Origin of the sequence: Marasmitruncus massiliensis (assembly GCF_900186535.1) — a bacterium.
In the GTDB taxonomy this organism is placed as follows: Bacteria; Bacillota; Clostridia; order Oscillospirales; family Ruminococcaceae; genus Anaerotruncus; species Anaerotruncus massiliensis_A.
Genome location: NZ_FYDE01000005.1, coordinates 1,497,217 through 1,517,079, shown reverse-complemented (window position 1 = coordinate 1,517,079; position 19,863 = coordinate 1,497,217). Strand labels below are relative to the sequence as shown.

Genomic DNA, 19,863 nt, shown 5'->3' with positions numbered 1-19,863 from the left:
ATAGCTTGGGAGTTCAGATTCCGTCACCCACCGATTCAATTGAGAAAATGATACACTCTATTTTGGGAATTTAATAGATGAAAACGAGCGGAAAGGAACGATACTATGCAAAAGGATTATATTACCTTTCAGCAGCATATTTTTATCATACTTTTATTTGTGCTTGGCAGCAGCGTTCTCTTTGGAGTCAATACAGCAGCAGCGCAGGATTCCTGGATTGCATTGATTCTCGCTACGCTATTCGCTTTGCCGATGGTCTTGATTTATGCAAGAATTTTGAAACTGTTTCCCGAAACCGATTTATTCGGTATTATTGATCAAGTGTTCGGGAAAATAGTCGGGAAAGTATTGGTGGCCCTATTAACCTGGTACGCCCTTCATTTATGCGCGCTGGTGCTGCGCAATTTCACCGAATATATCAGCATCGTCGCCTTACCTGAAACCCCGCAGGTTGTGGTTATGGCTTTTCTTTTGGTTATCACAATGTATCTGGCCCGCAGCAAACCGAAGACTTTAGGGCAATGGGCTGTCATTTCAGGTATCACTGTTATCCTCCTGATTGCGTTTACAATTATTTTAGCCATTAAAGACATCGATTTTAAAAATCTGCTGCCAATTATGCCAAACGGTCCAAAAGGGGTCATCATCGGCGCAGGACAGATTTTTACATTTCCGTTTGCTGAGACCGTTGTGTTTTTATCCATCGGCAATTCTATTAAAAAAGAGGAAAGCAGTTATAAAATTTACGTATTTGCAATTATTTCAAGCGCTTTCATTATGCTTTTGGCAATTCTCAGAAATATTGTAACTCTTGGCGTGCCTATGTCGAACAACAGTTATTTTTCATCTTTTAATATGGCCAGAACGATTCATATCGGCGATTTCCTGTCACGGATTGAAGGAACAATCTCCGTCAATTTAATATTGGCAGGTCTTACAAAAATCACTGTTTCCTTGATCTGCGCTGCCAAAGGCATTTCCAGCTTGTTTCAGATTAAAAACTTTGAGCATATGGTTTCGCCAATCGGGTTATTGACGATGTCTTTATGCGCAATCCTCTATAGAAATACACTCGAAATGTTTGACTTTCTGAAATATTACAGCATCTATGCCATTCCGTTTCAAGTCATTATCCCTGTAATTATCTGGATTACCGCAGAGCGGTATGCGAAAAAGAAAAAATCTCTTTATGAGAGCCAAAATACCTCAATGTAAAAAAACGGTCTCTTTTCAGAGACCGTTTTTTTCAGGCAGCCAGCATTTACCTGTTTTTTCCCCGCATCCAGTCTGTTGAAGGAATTACTACCCCCGCTTCAGTTCGGGGAAAGTCATTGCGGTAGCCTTCTGTTGAAGTGATTGCCTGATTAATGAACGCATTCGTCATTTCTGCGTGCGGGTCTACTGCCGCATCAACCTTTCGCTGTCGGCTCCGTTTTTTGCGGCCGGGATGAATCAAGCTGTTTTTTTCCAGCAAATCAGTCACTTCCCTTCAGTTACTTGGGTATTTCGCGTCGCAATGATATTATTTGCAAAAAAGCAAATAATATCATTTTCTTTGGGGGAAAGTGTTGACAATTATAGATTAATCCTGTATAATAACATTCGTCGCTTGTGAGACAACGTCTCCATCGAAACCGGGAGCTTAGCTCAGCTGGGAGAGCATCTGCCTTACAAGCAGAGGGTCACAGGTTCGAGCCCTGTAGTTCCCACCATTTAAATTGGCCTGGTAGTTCAGTTGGTTAGAACGCTAGCCTGTCACGCTAGAGGTCGTGGGTTCGAGCCCCATCCAGGTCGCCATTTTTTCTCTAAAGGGTTTTTGCCTTTGTAGCTCAGTCGGTAGAGCAGAGGACTGAAAATCCTCGTGTCGTTGGTTCGATTCCGACCGAAGGCACCACATTGCGGGTTTAGCTCATTTGGTAGAGCGCCACCTTGCCAAGGTGGAGGTAGCGAGTTCGAACCTCGTAACCCGCTCCATTAAAAAAGCCACATTTTATGTGGCTTTTTTTATTTATTTCAAAAAGTCGTCGCGTTTCGGTGTGAAAACATCAACCAACGTACCCGCTTCCAGCGCCTTTACCCCGTGCATCACATTTGGCGGGATATAAACACCATCGCGCTGTGAAACCACCTGAACCTGGTCTCCAATGGTGAATTCGAAACGGCCGGCAGCAACATAAGTGATCTGCTCATGCGGATGCTTGTGTGCGTTTCCCTGTGCGCCCTTTTCAAAGCACACCTCTGTCATCATCTGCTGGTCACTGTAACACAAAATTTTTCGGGTAACGCCCGGTTCACAGGGAGTCGCCGCTATTTCATGATTGTACGCAAACATATTTTTCCTTCTTTCCGGATGATTCTGCGGCTATTATACCACAAGTGCAAAGCATGCAGTGGTATAATTGGCCATTTGGGCGGGAGCGAGCTTTGTGAGCGCATCGCTTCGGCCATAAACGTAATAGCCGCTTTGCGGCTATTATAGCACAACCTGCCAGATTAATCCAGAAAAACAATTGATCATTAGAAATTGGGAGGTTTCGGATTTGGATTTTTTTCAAATTGCGCACTCTCCTGATAGGTGTCCCCTTCCCGCATCAGACGGGCCATGACCACAAAGCGCTGGTTCGGATTCTGCGAGTAGGTGCCAAATTTATAGGTGCAGGTGGACAGCGTGAGAATGTTATCCCCGTTTCCCGGCTGCGCCTGATAAATATATTCCGAGCGGTCCTGTACGTCATGCATCAGCTGCGTAAACTCGTCGTCGGAATAGTCCGCATAGTGATACGGAACCGGAACTGTTTCCGCTTCGCAGTAAAAAGCGGCAAAGATTTCAAAAGCATATGCGTTTTTTTCGGTTGTGATAAAGATATAAGGTGTTTTTTTCGCAAATTCTTCGTTCGCGAATTTAAGAAGCTGGGCAAATTTTGCGCCGTTGGGGTCGTCTTTTACACCCATCGGGCTGCCTAAATTGTGACCGTAAATAATGGAGTTGCGGGAGAAAAGCCCATTTTCCATCGGCAGACATTCATAGTCTAAAAAGAAGCAGCCCTCATAGGCATAATCTCCGTAAACATTTTTACGCAGATAATACTCGTTATCACCCGCCTGTACAACGCCTTCGTCGATATCAGTATCAGGAATGTGCAGCCAGGCAACCGCATCCGGATTCTTTTTTTCCAGTTCGGCAAGCTGAGGCTTTCTGTCCGGAATTGAGATCTGATAGGAGCCGGATTCGTCGTAATAGCCGCTTGCGGACGGATTATCCGTGTTCGTGCGTTTGCAGGAGGAAAACGGCAGAAGGACAGACAGCGCTATAACACAGGCCAGAACACGAGCAGCAGAAGCTCTCATGGCAAAACCTCCAAAAGTCAGTTTGATTTTTCTTAGTGTGTTCAAAATCAAATTTGTTATGTGGGATTTGCATGGCCTGCTTGTAATTGGAAAAAACGCCGCCCGAAAATCGGGCGGCGTTTTTGGTTAAATTTGCGGATAATCTGATGAAAAACCAGATTACTGGAGCAGTTGCAGGATGGACTGCGGCTGCTGATTCGCCTGAGCCAGCATAGCCTGAGCGGCCTGGGTCAGAACGTTCATCTTGGTATAGTTCATCATTTCTTTAGCCATATCGGTATCGCGGATACGGCTGTTTGCGGAGGTCAGGTTCTCGGCGGAAACGTCGAGGTTGTTGATGGTGTATTCCAAACGATTCTGGAGAGCACCCATGTCCGCACGGTTGGTAGAAACCTTGTTGATCGCGTCTTTGATGGTGTTGATAGCACTCGCGGCAGCGTCAGCGGTGCTGACATCCAAGCCAGAAATACCCAAACCAGCAGAACGCATATCTTCGACAGAAACTGTCATCTTGTTGAAAGTATCACTGGTATCTCCAATCTGAAGAGTCAGGCCACCCTTTTCGGAAGCCATTGCCTGTGAGCCATCATCTGAGCCAGAAATATCCTTTAATTCCACACCATTCTTAGCTGCCGCAGCTACTAAGCTGGCCCAATCAGCAAACGTTTTACCATCCGTACCATCGGAACCCACTTTTGCGGTGTATACCTTACCATTAATGGTAACCGAATCACCTGCTTGAATTGCTGCGCTCAAATCGTAAGAAGTTCCTGCATCCTGCGCTGGCGTGTCTACTTCACCAGCAGCAACTGCAACTACATCTTCGCCCGCTGCTTTCACAAACAATCCAGTCACCATAGCAGCTTTAGTTCCTGCAGTGTTGGACTCTAAAGTAATGCCAGTATTATCACCACCAGCAGTAAACAGTGCGCTTAATTCGCTGTCAGCATTAATAGCAGCTATTATCGCATCAGCCGTATCAGCAGCAGCAGTGTCACTATCAAAATTGACATCCTTTGTTTTCGTTGTGCCAGAAGCATCTGTGTATACAACAGTCACGGTAGCTGCTTTACTACCGTCGGTGTTCGTCTGAGTAACTGCGCCTGTCTCATAAATCTGTGCTGCAGCAGCAACGTCGGAGCCAGCAATTGGTGTGCCAGCTAACGTACCGGTAATAGCAACAGATGTTGCACTGCCGCCGCTCAAAGATCCATCCAGCAGATTGATGCCGTTAAAGTTGGTGGAATCACCGATACGGTCAATTTCTGAAGTCAGTGCATCAATTTCGCTCTGGATTGCGTCACGGTCAACATCATCCTGCAGGGTGCCGTTCGCGGATTTGGTTGCCAGCTCGACCATACGGTTCAGCATGCTGTGCACTTCGGTCAGCGCGCCTTCAGCGGTCTGCACAAGGCTGATGCCGTCCTGGGAGTTTGCGGAAGCGGTTTCGAGGCCTTTGATCTGGGCTTTCATCTTTTCGGAGATCGCCAGACCGGAAGCGTCGTCGCCGGCGCGGTTGATCTTGAAGCCGGAAGACAGCTTTTCGAGAGATTTGGAAACCTGAGTGTTGTTCATGCCCAACTGCCTGTTTGCGTTGAGCGCCATAATGTTACTTCTTACTACCATTCCCATGATAATACCTCCATGTTTTTATTGTGTCCGGCACATCCTTGCGCCGACATCCAACATTGTATTTCGCCCCGCCGCGTTTACGGCCGTATCACGCGGCAAATACGAAGCCTTGGTCATAAACGGGGACGCACAGTTTTGTCTCTTGATCTGCCTGTCTTACCGTTCTACTTAATATATCGTTACTATAAGCGGAAAACTCAAGATCAAATGGTGCACAAACATTGTATATTTTTTCTGTCAATTATTATGGAAATTGGAAGAATCTGCACGGAATTTGATTCTTTCTGTTTCGCAGGCAGTTTTGCGGACGATTTACGCCCACGTTTTCTATTCGCGAGCGGTATCTGTGCCAATGCGCCGGCAAGGGTTCTGCGGGTTTGACGAGGAAGGAAGGCAGCTTTCCCGCGTCTCCCCGGGCAAAGAAATTTGATCGGAAAACTCCGTCATATGCTTCCAGAAATGTTTGGGCATATGGGTCATGCGGCATTGGGGGTTATATCTTCCTTCAATAGCGATCGTATCATAATATCGTTTCCACAGGCTGCGAAATGCACGTTCTTCCCCGCTTGCCTGCGGCAGTTCAAACCCGTCGATTGGCTGAATCGACGCTTCATAGGGGCGATAAAGCAGCGCGAGACCATGCGTCAGATCGAAAATGAAAAAAGTCTCATCCGGAAAACGTCCCGCAAAATGCGTTTTCAGGTAAGGCAGCACCAGCGCTTTCGGCTCAATTTCAGCCACCAGCGCGCCGCCGAAATCGGAAAACCGGAGGAATTCTGTCAGCAGGTGCGCTTCATTGCGTACCGCGCGCACCGCCTTGAATACCCCGCTTACTACCGGGTCGGCCAGCATCGAGGTGACTTTTGCGCCGTACCGGTAAGCAAGCGTGATGAACCGGTAGATCAGCAATTCCCTGCCGTCCACGCAGGAAAGATAGGCGGTTTGCGTCCATTCCAGCACCTCTCCGGAGATGCGTTCCAGCGAGCGATGTATCCGTATAGCCTTCGCCTCATCGGAAACAATCTGCCGGACCGGGAACAGCGTCAGTTCCCCATCCGGCAGAATATCCACAGGAACTTCGCGGCGCACATAACTTTCAAACACGCAGCACAAAATTCCTTCCAGACTGCCGTCGCAGGTGTAAACTAGATTTGCCCTGTCAGACATTTTGCAAGATCCTCCTTTGTAGGGTCCCGATCAAACAGCGAGAGCTGCTGCGGCTGTTCCTGCACGCGCAGTGCAGCTTCATAGTCCTGTTTTGAAATCAGTGCGCGCAGCACGCTTTCCGGCGTTACACGCAGCCCTTCCGCCATTTTCCCCTGGCAGAGCAGGAAATACTGGGCGCGCCGGAGCACCACCCCGATGCGTTTGAGCCCGTCAAAAGAAATGGGACCGGTCCGCCTTGTCTGCAAAATCCGCTGCGCGCTTTTTACGCCGATCCCCGGCACGCGCAGCAACATTTCATAGGGCGCTTTGTTCACTTCCACCGGAAACTGTTCCATGTGGTTGATCGCCCAGTTGCATTTTGGGTCGACCAGCGGATTAAAGCTCTGATGCTGCTCGTCCAGCAGTTCGGAAGCGTCAAAGCCGTAAAAGCGCAGCAGCCAGTCCGCCTGATACAGGCGGTGTTCCCGCAGAAGGGGCGGCTTTGTATCAATGGCAGGCAGCAAAGAATCACTCTGTACGGGCATATAGGCAGAATAAAAGACCCGTTTCAGGCTATATTTTTTGTAAAGCGCCTGTGTCAGGTTGAGGATTTTAAAATCTGTGTCCGGGGTCGCCCCGATAATCATCTGTGTGCTCTGCCCTGCCGGCGCGAATTTGGGCGTATGCTGATAGCGCACGATTTCGGTGGTGTTTTCAGCAATTTTCTGCGTGATCAGGCCCATTGGGCGCAGGATGTCCGTTTTGGATTTGTCGGGCGCCAGAAGTGACAGGCTTTGCTGGGACGGCAGTTCAATGTTGACGCTCATGCGGTCGGCCAGCAGGCCAAGCTGCTGAATCAGGGCGTCATCGGCTCCGGGGATGGCTTTTGCGTGGATATAGCCATTGAAATGATATTCATTGCGCAGAAGCTCCAGCGTTTCGATCATCTGTTCACAGGTGTAGGACGGATTCTTCAAAATGCCGGACGACAGAAAAAGCCCTTCAATATAATTGCGGCGGTAAAATTGAATGGTGAGTTCCGCAAGCTCACGCGGTGTAAAAACTGCGCGGCGAACGTCATTGCTCCTCCGGTTAACGCAGTATTTGCAGTCATAAACACAGGAATTGGTCATCAGCACCTTCAGCAGCGAGATACATCGTCCGTCGGCGGCAAAGCTGTGGCAGATACCGCCCAGCGAACAGCTGCCGATCGATCCGGGACGTGCCTCCCGCGAAACACCCGAAGAAGTGCAGGCAGCATCATATTTTGCGGCGTCAGACAAAATTTCGAGTTTATCCATCAGTTCCATAACAGGCCTCCAAGTTAGAACATATGTTCTAACTGTATTCTACACTTTTTCAGACCTTATTGTCAAGTTTTTTAGTCCCTATTAGATTTCCATTTTATCCAAAAAACAATTAGTTATTGACATATGACATAAATAAAATTATACTAGATACATTGGCAAGTAATTACATGCCGTATTGCATGATGCTAAAAGCAGAAAGTGAGGATTTATCAAATGAGGATTGCAGTCACATACGAAAACGGAGAGGTGTTTCAGCATTTTGGCCACACGGAGAGGTTTAAGGTCTATGACGTTGAAGACGGCAAAGTGACGGTTGCAACTACAGTCAGCACCAATGGCAGCGGCCACGGTGCGCTGGCGGATATTCTGAAAAAGCTGCATGTGGACACACTGATATGCGGCGGTATTGGCGATGGAGCCAAGAGAGCTTTGTCGGAAGCAGATATCAGACTGTTCGGCGGCGTGACCGGGGACGCGGACAAGGCAGTCGAAGCCCTGCTGGCAGACAGGCTCGAATTTAGCTCAGAAGCTACCTGCGATCATCACGGGGAGCATCATGGGGATACCTGTGGTGAACACGGATGCGGTGAACACGACCATCATTGAAGAATTGTTTAACATGCCGGCAGCGGGTCCCCGGAAATAACATTCGGCAACCGTCGGTGAAAAAAGCGAGACCAGCCATCTGTTATATACAGATGGCTGGTCTTTATGCTGTTATGCTTTATAGGAACGCTTACACGCTCAAAACAATTTAAAGGGATTCGAGCGTTTGAAGCAGTCGGTTAATCTTAACTTGTGGAACCCGTCCCCTGGCCATCGTCATCACCTGACTGATCGACATATTGTACGCCGAATGCAGCATCGGATGGTTCATGATACCGGGAAACTCCTGCTGTGCAAGCCTGCGCACCGCCGGATTGGAAAGCAGTTCGCCCACTGTAATCTGCCCGTTGCGCAAATTCATGACATCACCTCCGACCTTATCTTATGTGATATCCAGACAAATGCTTCCTGCGGCAGGAAGGCGCGCCGGTTAAAAAACCGGCGCGCCTTCTGCAATTGTTTAGTTTCCGTAGTATGCTTTCAGGTACATTTGCTTAATTTCGCTCATCAGCGGATATCTCGGATTTGCACCTGTGCACTGATCGTCAAACGCCTGTTCCACCATTTCATCCAGGCGATTGAGGAAGTCCTGTTCGTCAACGCCGTATTCACGGATGGTCTTGTGAATCCCGACCTTTGCCTTCAGTTCGTCAACTGCTTTGAGCAGATTATCGAATTTTTCCTGGTCGCTGCTGCCTTTGACTCCAAGGAAATCTGCGCACTCCACATACCTCTGCAGCGTGTGCGGATACTGGTACTGCGGGAAAGTGCCCATCTTCTTGGGAGCGGGGTCAGCGTTAAACTTCATGACTTCGTTAATCAAAAGCGCGTTCGCGATGCCATGCGGCAGATGATGGAAAGCTCCCAGCTTATGCGCCATGGAGTGGCACACACCTAAAAATGCATTTGCGAACGCCATGCCGGCCAGCGTGGAGGCATCGGCCATCTTTTCTCTGGCAACCGGGTCATTCGCTCCGTTTTCATAGGCACGCGGCAGATAGGTGAAGATAGATTTGAGCGCTTTCAGTGCAAGGCCGTCGGTATAATCCGTCGCAAGCATGGAGGCATACGCTTCCAATGCGTGGGTCATTGCATCGATACCGGAAGCGGAGGTCAGGCCTTTCGGCATGTTCATCATCAGGTCCGCATCTACAATTGCCATTTTGGGAAGCAGTTCATAATCCGCCAGCGGATATTTAATACCTGTTGTTTCATCTGTAATGACGGCAAACGGGGTTACTTCGGAACCCGTACCGGCAGAAGTAGGCACTGCAATGAAATAGGCTTTGTCGCCCATATGCGGGAATGTGTAGACCCTCTTGCGGATATCCATAAAGCGCATCGCCATATCCAGGAAGTCCACTTCCGGATGCTCATACATCACCCACATGATCTTGGCGGCATCCATCGCGGAGCCGCCGCCGACTGCAATGATGCAGTCCGGTTGGAAAGCATTCATTGCGGCTGTTCCCTCTTTTGCGCAGGCAAGCGTCGGGTCGGGGGCGACATCAAAGAATGTGGTATGCGCGATGCCCAGGCTGTCGAGTTTGTCGGTAACAACCTTTGTATATCCGTTTTTATAGAGGAACGAGTCGGTCACGATGAAAGCTTTCTTTTTGCCTAAAACTCTGCCCAGCTCGTCAAAGGCAACCGGCAGGCAGCCTTTCTTGAAATAGACCTTTTCCGGCGCTCTGAACCAAAGCATGTTTTCTCTCCTCTCGGCAACTGTCTTGATATTCACCAGATGTTTGACGCCCACATTTTCAGAGACGGAGTTCCCGCCCCAGGAACCGCAGCCCAGAGTCAGCGAAGGAGTCAGCTTAAAGTTATAAAGATCGCCGATGCCGCCGTGGGAGGAAGGCGTGTTGATCAGGATACGGCAGGTTTTCATTTTTTCTGTAAAGTAAGAAATCTTTTCACGTTCGGTAACTGCGTTGATATAAAGCGAAGAGGTGTGTCCGTATCCGCCATCCGCAATCAGGCGTTCCGCTTTGGAAACAGCGTCTTCAAAGTTCTTTGCGCGGTACATTGCGAGAACCGGAGACAATTTTTCATGCGCAAATTCTTCCTCAAGCTCCACGCTTTCGACTTCACCAATTAAAATTTTTGCGTCTTCCGGAGTTTTCACCCCCGCAAGCTCTGCAATCTTATGCGCCGGCTGACCGACAATCTTTGCGTTCAGCGCGCCGTTGATGATAATGGTCTTTCTGACCTTTTCGGTTTCTTCCCGATTCAGCAGATAACAGCCGCGGTCCGCAAATTCCTTTTTCGCCTGTTCGTAAATGGAATCGAGCAGGATGACCGACTGTTCGGATGCGCAGATCATTCCGTTATCAAATGTTTTGGAATGGATGATGGAGTTGACCGCCAGTGTGATATCCGCGGAAGAATCAATAATCGCAGGCGTATTGCCCGCGCCGACGCCTACTGCCGGTTTTCCGGAGGAATAGGCCGCCTTGACCATGCCGGGGCCGCCGGTAGCCAGAATGATATCCGCGGCCTTCATCACTTCGTTGGTCAGTTCCAGCGAGGGAACGTCAATCCATCCGATGATCCCTTTGGGAGCGCCCGCCTGAACAGCCGCGTCCAGAACCACTTTCGCTGCGGCAATCGTGCATTTTTTCGCGCGGGGATGCGGGCTGATGATGATGCCGTTTCTGGTTTTCAGAGAAATCAGAGTTTTAAAAATTGCGGTCGAGGTAGGGTTGGTGGTCGGGATAACCGCCGCAATCAGCCCAATCGGGTCGGCAATTTTTTGAATTCCGAACTCCTTGTCTTCTTCAATAACACCGCAGGTTTTTGTATCTTTATAGGCGTTGTAGATATATTCGGAAGCATAATGGTTCTTAATGACCTTATCCTCCACAATTCCCATGCCGGTCTCTTCGACCGCCATTTTGGCGAGCGGAATCCTTGCCTTATTCGCTGCGGTCGCGGCCGCGAAGAAAATCTTGTCTACCTGTTCCTGACTAAAAGCCGCAAATTCCCTTTGGGCCGCGCGGATTTCATCCAGTCTGATGTTCAGCGCTTCGACGCTGTCCACAATTTCCGGGGAAACAAGGGCTGTCTGTTCTTTTTTTGCCATAATTCAGTCCTCCAACTATTTTTAAAGTGTGTGTATTGTTTTCATGATTGATATTTATTTGACAATGTTATTATACCCGATTGTTAAACTATTATCAATCGGTCTAATGACCAAACATTTTGCGGGATTCCTATTTATTTTATCGAGATTGTTAATTTTTATTGATGCTTTATCAGATTACTGTCAACTGACCGGAGCAAAGAAAAAAAGGATGGCAGATGCCATCCTTTTTTTCTTTAATCGATTTCATTATTCGTAAGAAGCAATATCAATCCATCTGGAAAGGAATTCCTTTTCCTCATCGGCTCCATCAATCATACGGGCGGCGGCGACAATCGGCAGCCAATCCTGCACATATTTTTTGGAAGTATGGGTTTTCTCGCAGAACAGGTCCAGATAACGGTCTGCCAGCGCCTGATCTTTCATTGCGAACATGAGATAAGTGTGCGCCACGTCTGCGGAGGCATTCCCCTGGCGTGCCTTGGCCCAGTTCAGCACGACAAAATCTCCGTCGGGGCCAACAATGATATTGGACGGAATAAAGTTGCCATGGCAGAGCTTTGTATGCTTGGGCATGCTTTCCAACCGGGTCAGCAGTTCATAACGTTTTACATCATCAATGCAGTCCAGTTCATTGATCCGCCTGCTTAATGCATCCTTGAGCTTACTGAGCTTTGGAACAGATTTGGAGTGGATTTCTATCTGGAGATCCAGCATATCGTCCAGGTATTGATCGATTTTTTCCGGATGTTCCGCCATCTCCTCCTCCAGTGTCTCTCCGTCGGCACAGTCCATAACGATCGCCCATCTGCCGTTAATGACAGTGACTTCATGGAGTGTCGGAATCTTTATACCCGTTTCTTCCACGCAGGAATGTGTCAACGCAATATGCAGGACCGAAGACTTGCGGACACTTTCCTTGAACAGGCGCACCGTTTTGTCACCGAAACGGTAAATATCCACTCTTTCATCCGAAAAAATCAAGTCCCTTAACTCCATAAAAATCCCCTTCCAATTTTAATGTCTGTACAAGCCAGCAATCTCTTTCTTAGCTTTCCAAAGTAATTGTATAATTAATCCACATAATTGTAAATAGTTTTTTACGAATTATAACAGATTGCACAAAAAGTATGTTAAAAAATAGATATTAGGACCTTTGGTATGTATTTAATTTTCAAAAAATCCGATCCTTTTTCAGTATGCGCGGCACAAATATTTCCAATACTACAAGCAGGAAAAAGAAAGGGATGAAAATATGCGGCTTCCCAAGCACATCGGTATCATTCCGGATGGCAACAGGCGCTGGGCTGTCTGCCATGGAATGCAAAAACAGGAGGGCTATTTTCATGGCTTACAGCCTGGGCTGGCACTTTTAAAACTTGCCGCGGCAAACGGCATTTCCGAAATCACCTATTACGGTTTTACAACCGATAACTGTAAACGTCCGACTGAACAGCAAAAATCCTTTCGGAAAGCTTGTGTAGACGCCATCGGCCTGATTGCGAACGAGCCGGTTTCACTGCTTGTGGTCGGGAATACCGATTCGCCGGCATTTCCTCAGGAACTTTTACAGTATTCACAGCGCAGGGATTTAAACGGGGGCGGTATCCGTGTCAATTTTCTGGTGAACTACGGCTGGGAATGGGATTTATCAGATATAACGGAACAGGAAGGAAGAAAAAACATCCTGCAGGCTTTAAAATCCAAAGATGTGTCGCGCGTAGATCTGGTGATACGCTGGGGCGGTATGCGGCGCCTTTCCGGATTTTTGCCCGTTCAGTCGGTATATGCCGACTTTTATGTCATCGACCATATGTGGCCCGACTTTCAGGAAACTGATTTCTATTACGCTATGGACTGGTATAACAAACAGGATGTTACGTTAGGCGGATAAATAAAAGAGAGGAACAGAACACGAATGTTCTGTTCCTCTCTTTTGATACATATGAAAGTTCAGCCTGCTGACCGCCGAAGCAAAGCCTGCAGATCGGAACGGGAAAACGTGTATTTCTTATCGCAGAAATGGCATTCCACTTCTGTGCTTTCCTGTTCCTCCGCCAGTTTTTGCAGTTCTTCCTTACCGATACTCAACAACGCGCGTTCTACCCGTTTTTTAGAACAGGTGCAGCGGTATTCGGGCGAAAATCTGTCCAGAACCTCCGGCTCAAATCCGTCCATCACAAGTCCGGCAATCTCTTCGGGCGTCATGCCGTTCTCAATCATGGCGGATACCGGCCTGATCCCATTGATATTCTTTTCCAGCCGGCTCACCGCGTCTTCATCGGCACCCGGAAGAAGCTGCACCAGATAGCCGCCCGCCGCCTTTACCGTCAAGTCGGGATTCACCAGAACGCCCAGCGCACATATGGATGGTGTCTGCTCGCTGACGGCGTAATAACTGGTGATGTCCTCCGCGATTTCCCCCGAAACAATCGGCACCGAGCCGGTAGAGGCCTCGGGCAGGCCCACATCCTTGATCACCGAAAGCGTTCCGTTGGTTCCCACCGCACCCGCAACATCCAGCTTTCCATACCGGTTGAGCGGAATCTCGACAATCGGGTTGGCAACATAGCCGCGGGGATTCCCGTGACTGTCCGAAACCGCGATCAGGGAGCCGGCGGGACCGCCGCCCGCAAGGCGCACGGTGACGCTGTCCGTCTCGTTTTTCAGCATCGATCCCATGATTGACGCCGCGGTAATCAGCCGGCCGAGCGCCGCCGTGACAGTCGCGGAAGTCTTATGGATACGCTCCATCTCCGCGACAATATCAGTAGAATCTATCGCGATGCAGACGGCGGAGCCGTCATGCGCAATCGTCCGAATCATTTTTCCCATGATAGTTTCCTCAAAGTCCTGCATTATTTTTTGCGCGCCACAAAGACCGCGCGCTGAGCCGTAGAGCCAACCGGTTCAAAGGTATCTCCCTCATAAATATGCAGAAGCTGATAACCGGTTTGCTCCAAAAGGCCGCAGAGATGTTCCTGCGGCCATGCGCGCTCACAAAAGCGCTCACTTTCCCGAACATAAGTATTTCCCCGCCGGACAAAAAAATCCAGCGAGATTTCGGTGGTCAGCGTTTCATTGGTCACATTCTGCCAGACGCAGTACAAATCATCCAGATCATACACGAACGTCTGGTTCCCCAAAATCTCCCGATGCTTATATTCCGTATTTACGTCAAACAAAAACAACCCGCCCGGCGCGGTAAACAGCGAAACTTTTTCGAAGACTTTTTTCAATTTTGCCGCATCGGTGATATGGTTCAGGGAATCCAGCGCGCAGACCGCAACGTCAATTGTACCATAGAGGTCCAGCGAGACCATATCCTGACAAAGATACAGAATCTGTTTTTCTCCGTTGTTTTTAGACACAGCTTCAGACAGCATGTCCGGGCTTCCGTCCACCCCGATGACATCATAGCCAAGGGCAGACAGTTCCACCGACAAGTTCCCCGTCCCGCAGGCCAGATCGAGCAGAATGGTCTCATCGGTCACCTGAAAATGCTGTCTGATGATTTGATCAAAATACTGCGCCCGCCGCCGGTAATCGACCTCCCGGGTCAGGCGGTCATAATAGGCGGCAAAGACGTTATAAGACATCAGTCTTTAACCCTTTCAAAGATGACCTTATAGCCGTCGCTCCCGTAATTCAGCGAGCGGTTCACCCTGCTGATGGTGGCGGTGGAAGCCCCTGTTTTCGCGACAATATCGCTGTAAACACGCCCCTCACTGAGCATTTTAGCCACTTCCAGACGCTGGGACAGCGCTTTCAGTTCCGGAACTGTGCAAAGATCATCAAAAAAGTTATAGCATTCCTCCATTGTTTTCAGGGAAAGGACTGCTTTAAACAGGAAATCTACATTCATGTCCTTCAATTTTGTATTCATTACCAATACGCCTCCAAAATAATAAATCTCTCATTGGTATGATTTTATCATTTTAGAGCATGAAAGTAAAGGGGGTTTTTATGTAAATTTGTACAATTACGAAAAATACTTCTCCGGATTCTATGTATAGTTCGTATCAATAATCCCTTTTGGAGAATTTGGACTTAAAGCAAGTCGTTTCGGACGATATCCTCGAGTGTCTCCCGCTTGACGACAACTCTCGCCTCGCCATCCCTGAGCATGACCACAGGCGGCTTCGGAATGCGGTTATAGTTGGATGACATTGAATAGTTGTAGGCTCCGGTAGCAAGCACTGCGATAATATCGCCCACCTGCACATCCTGCACCTGCATATGCTCGCCGATGAGATCGCCGCTTTCACAGCATTTCCCCGCGATGGTAACGGTTTTGTTTTTCGGCTGGACCGCCTTATTGGCAACTACCGCCTCATATTGGGACTGGTAAAGAATATAGCGCGGATTGTCCCCCATGCCGCCGTCTATGGAAACATAGGTGCGGACGTTCGGAATTTCTTTGACAGAGCCCACGGTATAGAGCGTGATTCCAGCGGGACCGACAATCGAACGACCGGGTTCAATGACGATAAAGGGCATGTCGATTCCCTTTTCCTCACATGTCCTGCGCACCGTAAGCGCGACGCGCTGCATGTAGCGGTCATATTCCACCGGGTCGTGCTGCGGCAGATATTTGATGCCGAATCCGCCGCCCAGATCAAGCAGCTCTAATGCAAGCCCGGTCTCCTTTTTGATATCCGCAATGAAATTCAGCATAACCTCTGCGGCATGTTCAAACGGCTCAATATCGAAAATCTGGGAACCGATATGGCAGTGAAGCCCTTTGAGGGTGACACCCTTCATCTGCGCCGCCTCTTTGACCGCTTCCATTGCCTCCCCTGTTTCCAGCGCAAGCCCGAATTTGCTGTCAATTTGTCCGGTACGCACAAAATCATGGGTATGGGCATCGATACCGGGCTTAATCCGAAACAGGATGCTGACTGCTTTCTTCCGGCTGATTGCAAGCTGGTTGAGCAGCTCCAGCTCGGTGAGATTGTCGACTACAATCTGCCCGACCCCGTATTCAATCGCCGCGAGAAGCTCCTGAACGGTTTTGTTGTTTCCGTGGAAAAAGATGCGTTCCGGCGGGAAATCCACGCTCATCGCGGTGTAAAGTTCGCCGATGGAGACAACGTCCAGCCCAAGCCCCTCTTCCGCCACGATCTTGCAGGCCGCCTTGCAGCAGAACGCTTTGCTGGCATAGGTCACAAGACCGCGCCCACCGTAATATTTTTTGACAGAATCAAAATAGCTGCGGCATGCCCGGCGGATCTCATTTTCATCCATCACATACAGCGGCGTGCCATATGTCTGGGCCAGTTCGACGGTGTCGCGCCCGCCGATTGTCAGGTGGCCGAGGTCGTTGAGCCCCAGGCAGTCAGAAACAAACATTGTCATCCATCCTTTAAGAAATTGATATGTAAACCGGGAACCGGCGGTTTCGCCTTTCCCGGCCGTAATATAAATTAAATGATGCCGTCGGAACTTTCAGGCGAATCGGCTGCGCCGTTTCCATTTGGATCGGCTGCTTCATCCGCGCATTCCTGCTCGATCTCCGCAATAATTTCTTTGACCTGTTCGATTCCGTCTCCGGTCTCGGACGATAACGGAATCATTGTCATCTGTCCGGCACAGGGAAGTTCATCCTGCAGCTGCCCCAGCCGCTCTTTCTGCGCCGTCGCGGAGAGTTTATCCTTTTTCGTCAGAATGATCACAAAAGGGATCTCATGGTCAATCAGAAAATTGACCATAACCAGATCGTCTGCCGACGGCGCGTGGCGCATGTCGATCAGCTGAAAAACAAGCCGGAGATCGCGTTTCTGGGCAAAATAGCCCTCGATTAACTCTCCCCAGCGCCGTTTCTCGCTTTTGGAAACCTTCGCGTAGCCATAGCCGGGAAGATCCGCAAAACGAATCCCGTCCGCATGGAAAAAATTGATCGTCGCGGTTTTTCCGGGCACGGCGGAAACCCGCGCAAGCTGTTTACGGTTAAACAGCTTATTGATCATCGAGCTTTTGCCGACATTGGAACGTCCGGCAAACGCGATTTCAGGCAGGTCGGATTCGGGGAGCTGTTCGGATGTCCCGAAGCTCCTTTCAAACTGCACATGATGATAGTTCATAGGATGCCGCCCCTTTTTGAAGAACGATTCCGCAGGGTTACTGCGGAATCGACGTATTGGTCTGGGTTGCTTTTTCGGAAGATTCAACCGCGATGTCATCCAGCGTCAGCTGGCCGACCGACTGCCGCAGTTTGCCCGCCAGGGCGATATTGAGCACCGAATCAATTTTATCTGCCGTAATGAAGTCAATATGCTCGCGCACGACCGGGTCAATTTCCGCCAGATCGGGTTCGTTTTCCGCCGGGATCACTACGGTTTTGATGCCGGCGCGGTAAGCCGCCATGGATTTTTCTTTCAGTCCTCCGATCGGGAGGACACGGCCGCGCAGGGTAATTTCACCGGTCATCGCAACGTCACGGTGAACCGGAACTCCGGAAAGCGCCGATACAAGCGCGGTGCAGATGGTAACGCCAGCAGAAGGGCCATCCTTTGGTACAGCACCCTCCGGCACATGGATGTGAACGTCGCGGGTCTTATAAAAATCATGTTCCAAGCCGTATTTGTCCCAATGGGCGCGGATATAACTGATCGCCGCATGGGCAGATTCCTTCATCACATCGCCCAGCGAACCGGTCAGTTCGATTTTGCCGTTTCCATCCAGCACGGCAGCCTCCACCTGCAGCATTTCGCCGCCGACAGTTGTCCACGCCAGACCATTTACAAGTCCGACCTCGTCGTAACTCTGAATCTGCTCGGGCTTAAATTTACGCGGGCCGAGAAATTCCACAATATTGTCGTTAGTAATCACGACTTTTTTTGTTTCCCCCGCCACAATGCGTTTTGCCGCCTTGCGCAGCAGGGAAGCCAGTTCGCGCTCCAGATTGCGTACACCCGCCTCACGGGTATAGTTATCGAGCAGCGCATAAATCGCGTCGTCAGACACTTTTACCTTCGCGGCGGTCAGGCCATGGCGCTTCATCTGCTTTGGCAGCAGGTAGGTCCTGCCGATCTGGAACTTCTCCTCGCGGGTATAGCTGCTGAGATGAATAATCTCCATACGGTCCAGCAGCGGAGCGGGAATCGTATCCAGTGTATTCGCGGTGGCAATAAAAAGTACATCGGACAGATCAAACGGCACCTCGATGAAGTGGTCGCGGAAAGCGTGGTTCTGCTCGGAATCAAGCACCTCCAGCAGCGCGGCAGACGGATCCCCGCGGTAGTCGCTGCCCAGCTTATCCACCTCGTCCAGCAGCATCAAAGGATTGCTGCTGCCGGACAGTTTGACTGCATTGATAATCCGCCCCGGCATGGAACCGATATACGTCTTGCGATGGCCGCGGATATCGCTTTCATCCCGCACGCCGCCCAAAGACAGGCGCACATATTTTCGGCCCAGCGATTTCGCGATCGAACGCGCGATCGAAGTCTTGCCGACGCCGGGAGGGCCCACCAGGCAGATAATCTGGCCTTTTATCTCGGGCGCGAGTTTGCGCACTGCAAGCAGTTCAAGCATGCGCTCCTTGACCTTCACCATGCCATAGTGTTCTTTATCCAGAAGAGCCTTCGCTTTTTTCAGATCAATTTTATCAACAGTCTTCTTGTTCCATGGAAGGTCAAGAACCGTATCCAGGTAGCCGCGGATAACTCCCGCCTCATTGGAATTCGAAGGCAGCCTGGAGAGTTTGTCGACCTCCTTCAGCAGCTTCTGGGCCGTTTCTTCTTCCAGTTTCAGCTTTTTAATTTTTTCAGAATAGTCCTGATTCTCTTCCTGCGGGTCATCCTCGCCAAGTTCCCCGGAAATTGCTTTCAGCTGCTCACGCAGATAGTATTCCCGCTGGTTTTTGTCAATCTGCCCCTTGACTTTTTCCTGAATGTCCGCCTCAAGGGAAAGGATCTCGTTTTCCGATTCCAGAACATTCGCCAAAAGTTCCAGACGTTTTAACGGATCGCTCTGTGAAAGGATCGCCTGTTTGTCTTCCACTTCCATCTGCATATTGCCGGCTATGTATTCGGCAAGGTGAATCGGGTCTTCGGAGACAAGTGCATTGACGACCAGTTCACGCGGCATACGGGGTGTCAGGTAGCAGTATTCTTCAAAAAGATCCTTTATGGTGCGCATCAGCGCATCACACATCGCGGATTTTAGATTGCGGGAATTTTTCAGCGGGAACGGAACGACAACTCCTTCAAAGTAAGGGGTTTCGCCCACTACCTCCAGCAACTTTGCGCGGTACATTCCTTCCACAAGGACACGCCATGTGCCGCCCTGTGATTTGACAATCTGTTTCACCTGCGCGACAACACCCACCTTATAGAGCGCATCCGCCCTGGGGTCATCATCGCGTATATTCTTCTGTGCCACAAGGAAAATTTTGCGGTCACCGCTCATTACCTGGTTCAGCGCCAGAATCGATTTGTCGCGTCCAACATCAAAATGCAGCACCATCTGCGGGAAAAGCACCAGGCCGCGCAGCACCAGCATAGGCATTTTATCCTGCTGCGGCTCCGGAAGTTCAGGGATTTTTTTATCTTGAAATTCGCTCATAGTGCGACCTCCATTCAAAAGTAATTTATGTGAAAAATCAATAAAAGATTTGCAAAATTATTATAACATGTTTCCTGCAAGCTGTAAACCAAAAAGGTTTGGTAATCAAAAACTTGTCGATTTGCGTCGAATATGTGCAAAAATGCCCGCTTAAAGCGGGCATTTCAA

At 49.5% G+C, this 19,863-nt stretch carries 18 protein-coding genes and 4 tRNA genes; 7 read left to right on the top strand and 15 right to left on the bottom strand.

The window, feature by feature from the left end:
- The first annotated feature begins 105 nt into the window (after positions 1 to 105).
- On the top strand, positions 106 to 1,215 hold the full coding sequence (locus C1A10_RS15360) for a GerAB/ArcD/ProY family transporter (RefSeq protein WP_101911084.1): 1,110 nt from the start codon (positions 106 to 108) through the stop codon (positions 1,213 to 1,215).
- A gap of 46 nt (positions 1,216 to 1,261) precedes the next feature.
- Here the strand turns inward: C1A10_RS15360 and C1A10_RS15355 are convergent, their stop codons facing one another.
- Entirely contained in the window at positions 1,262 to 1,474 is a 213-nt protein-coding gene (locus C1A10_RS15355) for a hypothetical protein (RefSeq protein ID WP_101911083.1), read from the bottom strand.
- A gap of 162 nt (positions 1,475 to 1,636) precedes the next feature.
- On the opposite strand from C1A10_RS15355, the gene C1A10_RS15350 reads away from it, so the two are divergent.
- From C1A10_RS15350 to C1A10_RS15335, 4 genes are all read left to right on the top strand, one after another.
- Positions 1,637 to 1,712, top strand: a tRNA-Val gene (locus C1A10_RS15350).
- 8 nt (positions 1,713 to 1,720) lie between these two features.
- Positions 1,721 to 1,797 (top strand) — tRNA-Asp (locus C1A10_RS15345).
- A 21-nt stretch (positions 1,798 to 1,818) separates the two neighbouring features.
- A tRNA-Phe gene (locus C1A10_RS15340) sits at positions 1,819 to 1,894 on the top strand.
- Positions 1,895 to 1,898: 4 nt separating this feature from the next.
- Positions 1,899 to 1,974, top strand: a tRNA-Gly gene (locus C1A10_RS15335).
- Positions 1,975 to 2,008: 34 nt separating this feature from the next.
- On the opposite strand, the gene C1A10_RS15330 is transcribed toward C1A10_RS15335, so the two are convergent.
- The 5 genes from C1A10_RS15330 to C1A10_RS15310 all read right to left on the bottom strand — a co-directional run bounded on the left by C1A10_RS15330 (position 2,009) and on the right by C1A10_RS15310 (position 7,436).
- The gene (locus C1A10_RS15330; protein WP_101911082.1) at positions 2,009 to 2,332 is read right to left on the bottom strand and encodes a cupin domain-containing protein; all 324 of its coding nucleotides are present in this window, start codon (positions 2,330 to 2,332) and stop codon (positions 2,009 to 2,011) included.
- 185 nt (positions 2,333 to 2,517) lie between these two features.
- Positions 2,518 to 3,348, bottom strand: a complete 831-nt coding sequence (locus tag C1A10_RS15325; RefSeq protein ID WP_101911081.1) for a class B sortase — start codon at positions 3,346 to 3,348, stop codon at positions 2,518 to 2,520.
- A 159-nt stretch (positions 3,349 to 3,507) separates the two neighbouring features.
- Positions 3,508 to 4,980 carry a flagellin N-terminal helical domain-containing protein gene (locus tag C1A10_RS15320; protein WP_341456928.1) on the bottom strand — a complete coding sequence of 491 codons (1,473 nt, stop codon included), beginning with the start codon at positions 4,978 to 4,980 and terminating at the stop codon, positions 3,508 to 3,510.
- Positions 4,981 to 5,307: 327 nt separating this feature from the next.
- Positions 5,308 to 6,147: a TIGR03915 family putative DNA repair protein gene (locus C1A10_RS15315; RefSeq protein WP_101911697.1), complete on the bottom strand. Its 840-nt coding sequence runs from the start codon at positions 6,145 to 6,147 to the stop codon at positions 5,308 to 5,310.
- A complete protein-coding gene (locus C1A10_RS15310; RefSeq protein ID WP_101911080.1) occupies positions 6,126 to 7,436 on the bottom strand; it encodes a putative DNA modification/repair radical SAM protein in 1,311 nt (436 codons plus the stop codon). The genes C1A10_RS15315 and C1A10_RS15310 overlap by 22 nt, the downstream gene beginning before the upstream one ends.
- Positions 7,437 to 7,649: 213 nt before the next feature.
- Between C1A10_RS15310 and C1A10_RS15305 the strand changes: the two genes are divergently transcribed.
- Positions 7,650 to 8,042 carry a NifB/NifX family molybdenum-iron cluster-binding protein gene (locus tag C1A10_RS15305; RefSeq protein ID WP_101911079.1) on the top strand — a complete coding sequence of 131 codons (393 nt, stop codon included), beginning with the start codon at positions 7,650 to 7,652 and terminating at the stop codon, positions 8,040 to 8,042.
- A gap of 148 nt (positions 8,043 to 8,190) precedes the next feature.
- Here C1A10_RS15305 and C1A10_RS15300 read toward each other — a convergent pair whose 3' ends face one another.
- From C1A10_RS15300 to C1A10_RS15290, 3 genes are all read right to left on the bottom strand, one after another.
- Positions 8,191 to 8,403: a hypothetical protein gene (locus C1A10_RS15300; protein WP_101911078.1), complete on the bottom strand. Its 213-nt coding sequence runs from the start codon at positions 8,401 to 8,403 to the stop codon at positions 8,191 to 8,193.
- Between the two features lie 99 nt (positions 8,404 to 8,502).
- A complete protein-coding gene (adhE, locus tag C1A10_RS15295) occupies positions 8,503 to 11,127 on the bottom strand; it encodes a bifunctional acetaldehyde-CoA/alcohol dehydrogenase (RefSeq protein ID WP_101911077.1) in 2,625 nt (874 codons plus the stop codon).
- A 249-nt stretch (positions 11,128 to 11,376) separates the two neighbouring features.
- The gene (locus C1A10_RS15290) at positions 11,377 to 12,126 is read right to left on the bottom strand and encodes a phosphotransferase family protein (protein WP_101911076.1); all 750 of its coding nucleotides are present in this window, start codon (positions 12,124 to 12,126) and stop codon (positions 11,377 to 11,379) included.
- Between the two features lie 256 nt (positions 12,127 to 12,382).
- Here C1A10_RS15290 and C1A10_RS15285 point away from each other — a divergent pair, with 256 nt between their 5' ends.
- A complete protein-coding gene (locus C1A10_RS15285) occupies positions 12,383 to 13,021 on the top strand; it encodes an undecaprenyl diphosphate synthase family protein (protein ID WP_101911075.1) in 639 nt (212 codons plus the stop codon).
- Positions 13,022 to 13,080: 59 nt separating this feature from the next.
- On the opposite strand, the gene hslO is transcribed toward C1A10_RS15285, so the two are convergent.
- From hslO to lon, 6 genes are all read right to left on the bottom strand, one after another.
- Positions 13,081 to 13,962 carry an Hsp33 family molecular chaperone HslO gene (gene hslO, locus C1A10_RS15280; protein WP_101911696.1) on the bottom strand — a complete coding sequence of 294 codons (882 nt, stop codon included), beginning with the start codon at positions 13,960 to 13,962 and terminating at the stop codon, positions 13,081 to 13,083.
- Between the two features lie 23 nt (positions 13,963 to 13,985).
- The gene (locus tag C1A10_RS15275) at positions 13,986 to 14,726 is read right to left on the bottom strand and encodes a class I SAM-dependent DNA methyltransferase (RefSeq protein ID WP_242968950.1); all 741 of its coding nucleotides are present in this window, start codon (positions 14,724 to 14,726) and stop codon (positions 13,986 to 13,988) included.
- A complete protein-coding gene (locus C1A10_RS15270) occupies positions 14,726 to 15,013 on the bottom strand; it encodes a YerC/YecD family TrpR-related protein (RefSeq protein WP_101911073.1) in 288 nt (95 codons plus the stop codon). Before C1A10_RS15270 ends, C1A10_RS15275 begins: the two co-directional genes overlap by 1 nt.
- Before the next feature lie 164 nt (positions 15,014 to 15,177).
- Positions 15,178 to 16,479: a diaminopimelate decarboxylase gene (gene lysA, locus C1A10_RS15265; RefSeq protein WP_101911072.1), complete on the bottom strand. Its 1,302-nt coding sequence runs from the start codon at positions 16,477 to 16,479 to the stop codon at positions 15,178 to 15,180.
- A gap of 74 nt (positions 16,480 to 16,553) precedes the next feature.
- Positions 16,554 to 17,210, bottom strand: a complete 657-nt coding sequence (yihA, locus tag C1A10_RS15260; RefSeq protein ID WP_101911071.1) for a ribosome biogenesis GTP-binding protein YihA/YsxC — start codon at positions 17,208 to 17,210, stop codon at positions 16,554 to 16,556.
- A gap of 37 nt (positions 17,211 to 17,247) precedes the next feature.
- Positions 17,248 to 19,695: an endopeptidase La gene (gene lon, locus C1A10_RS15255; protein ID WP_101911070.1), complete on the bottom strand. Its 2,448-nt coding sequence runs from the start codon at positions 19,693 to 19,695 to the stop codon at positions 17,248 to 17,250.
- Positions 19,696 to 19,863: the final 168 nt, after the last annotated feature.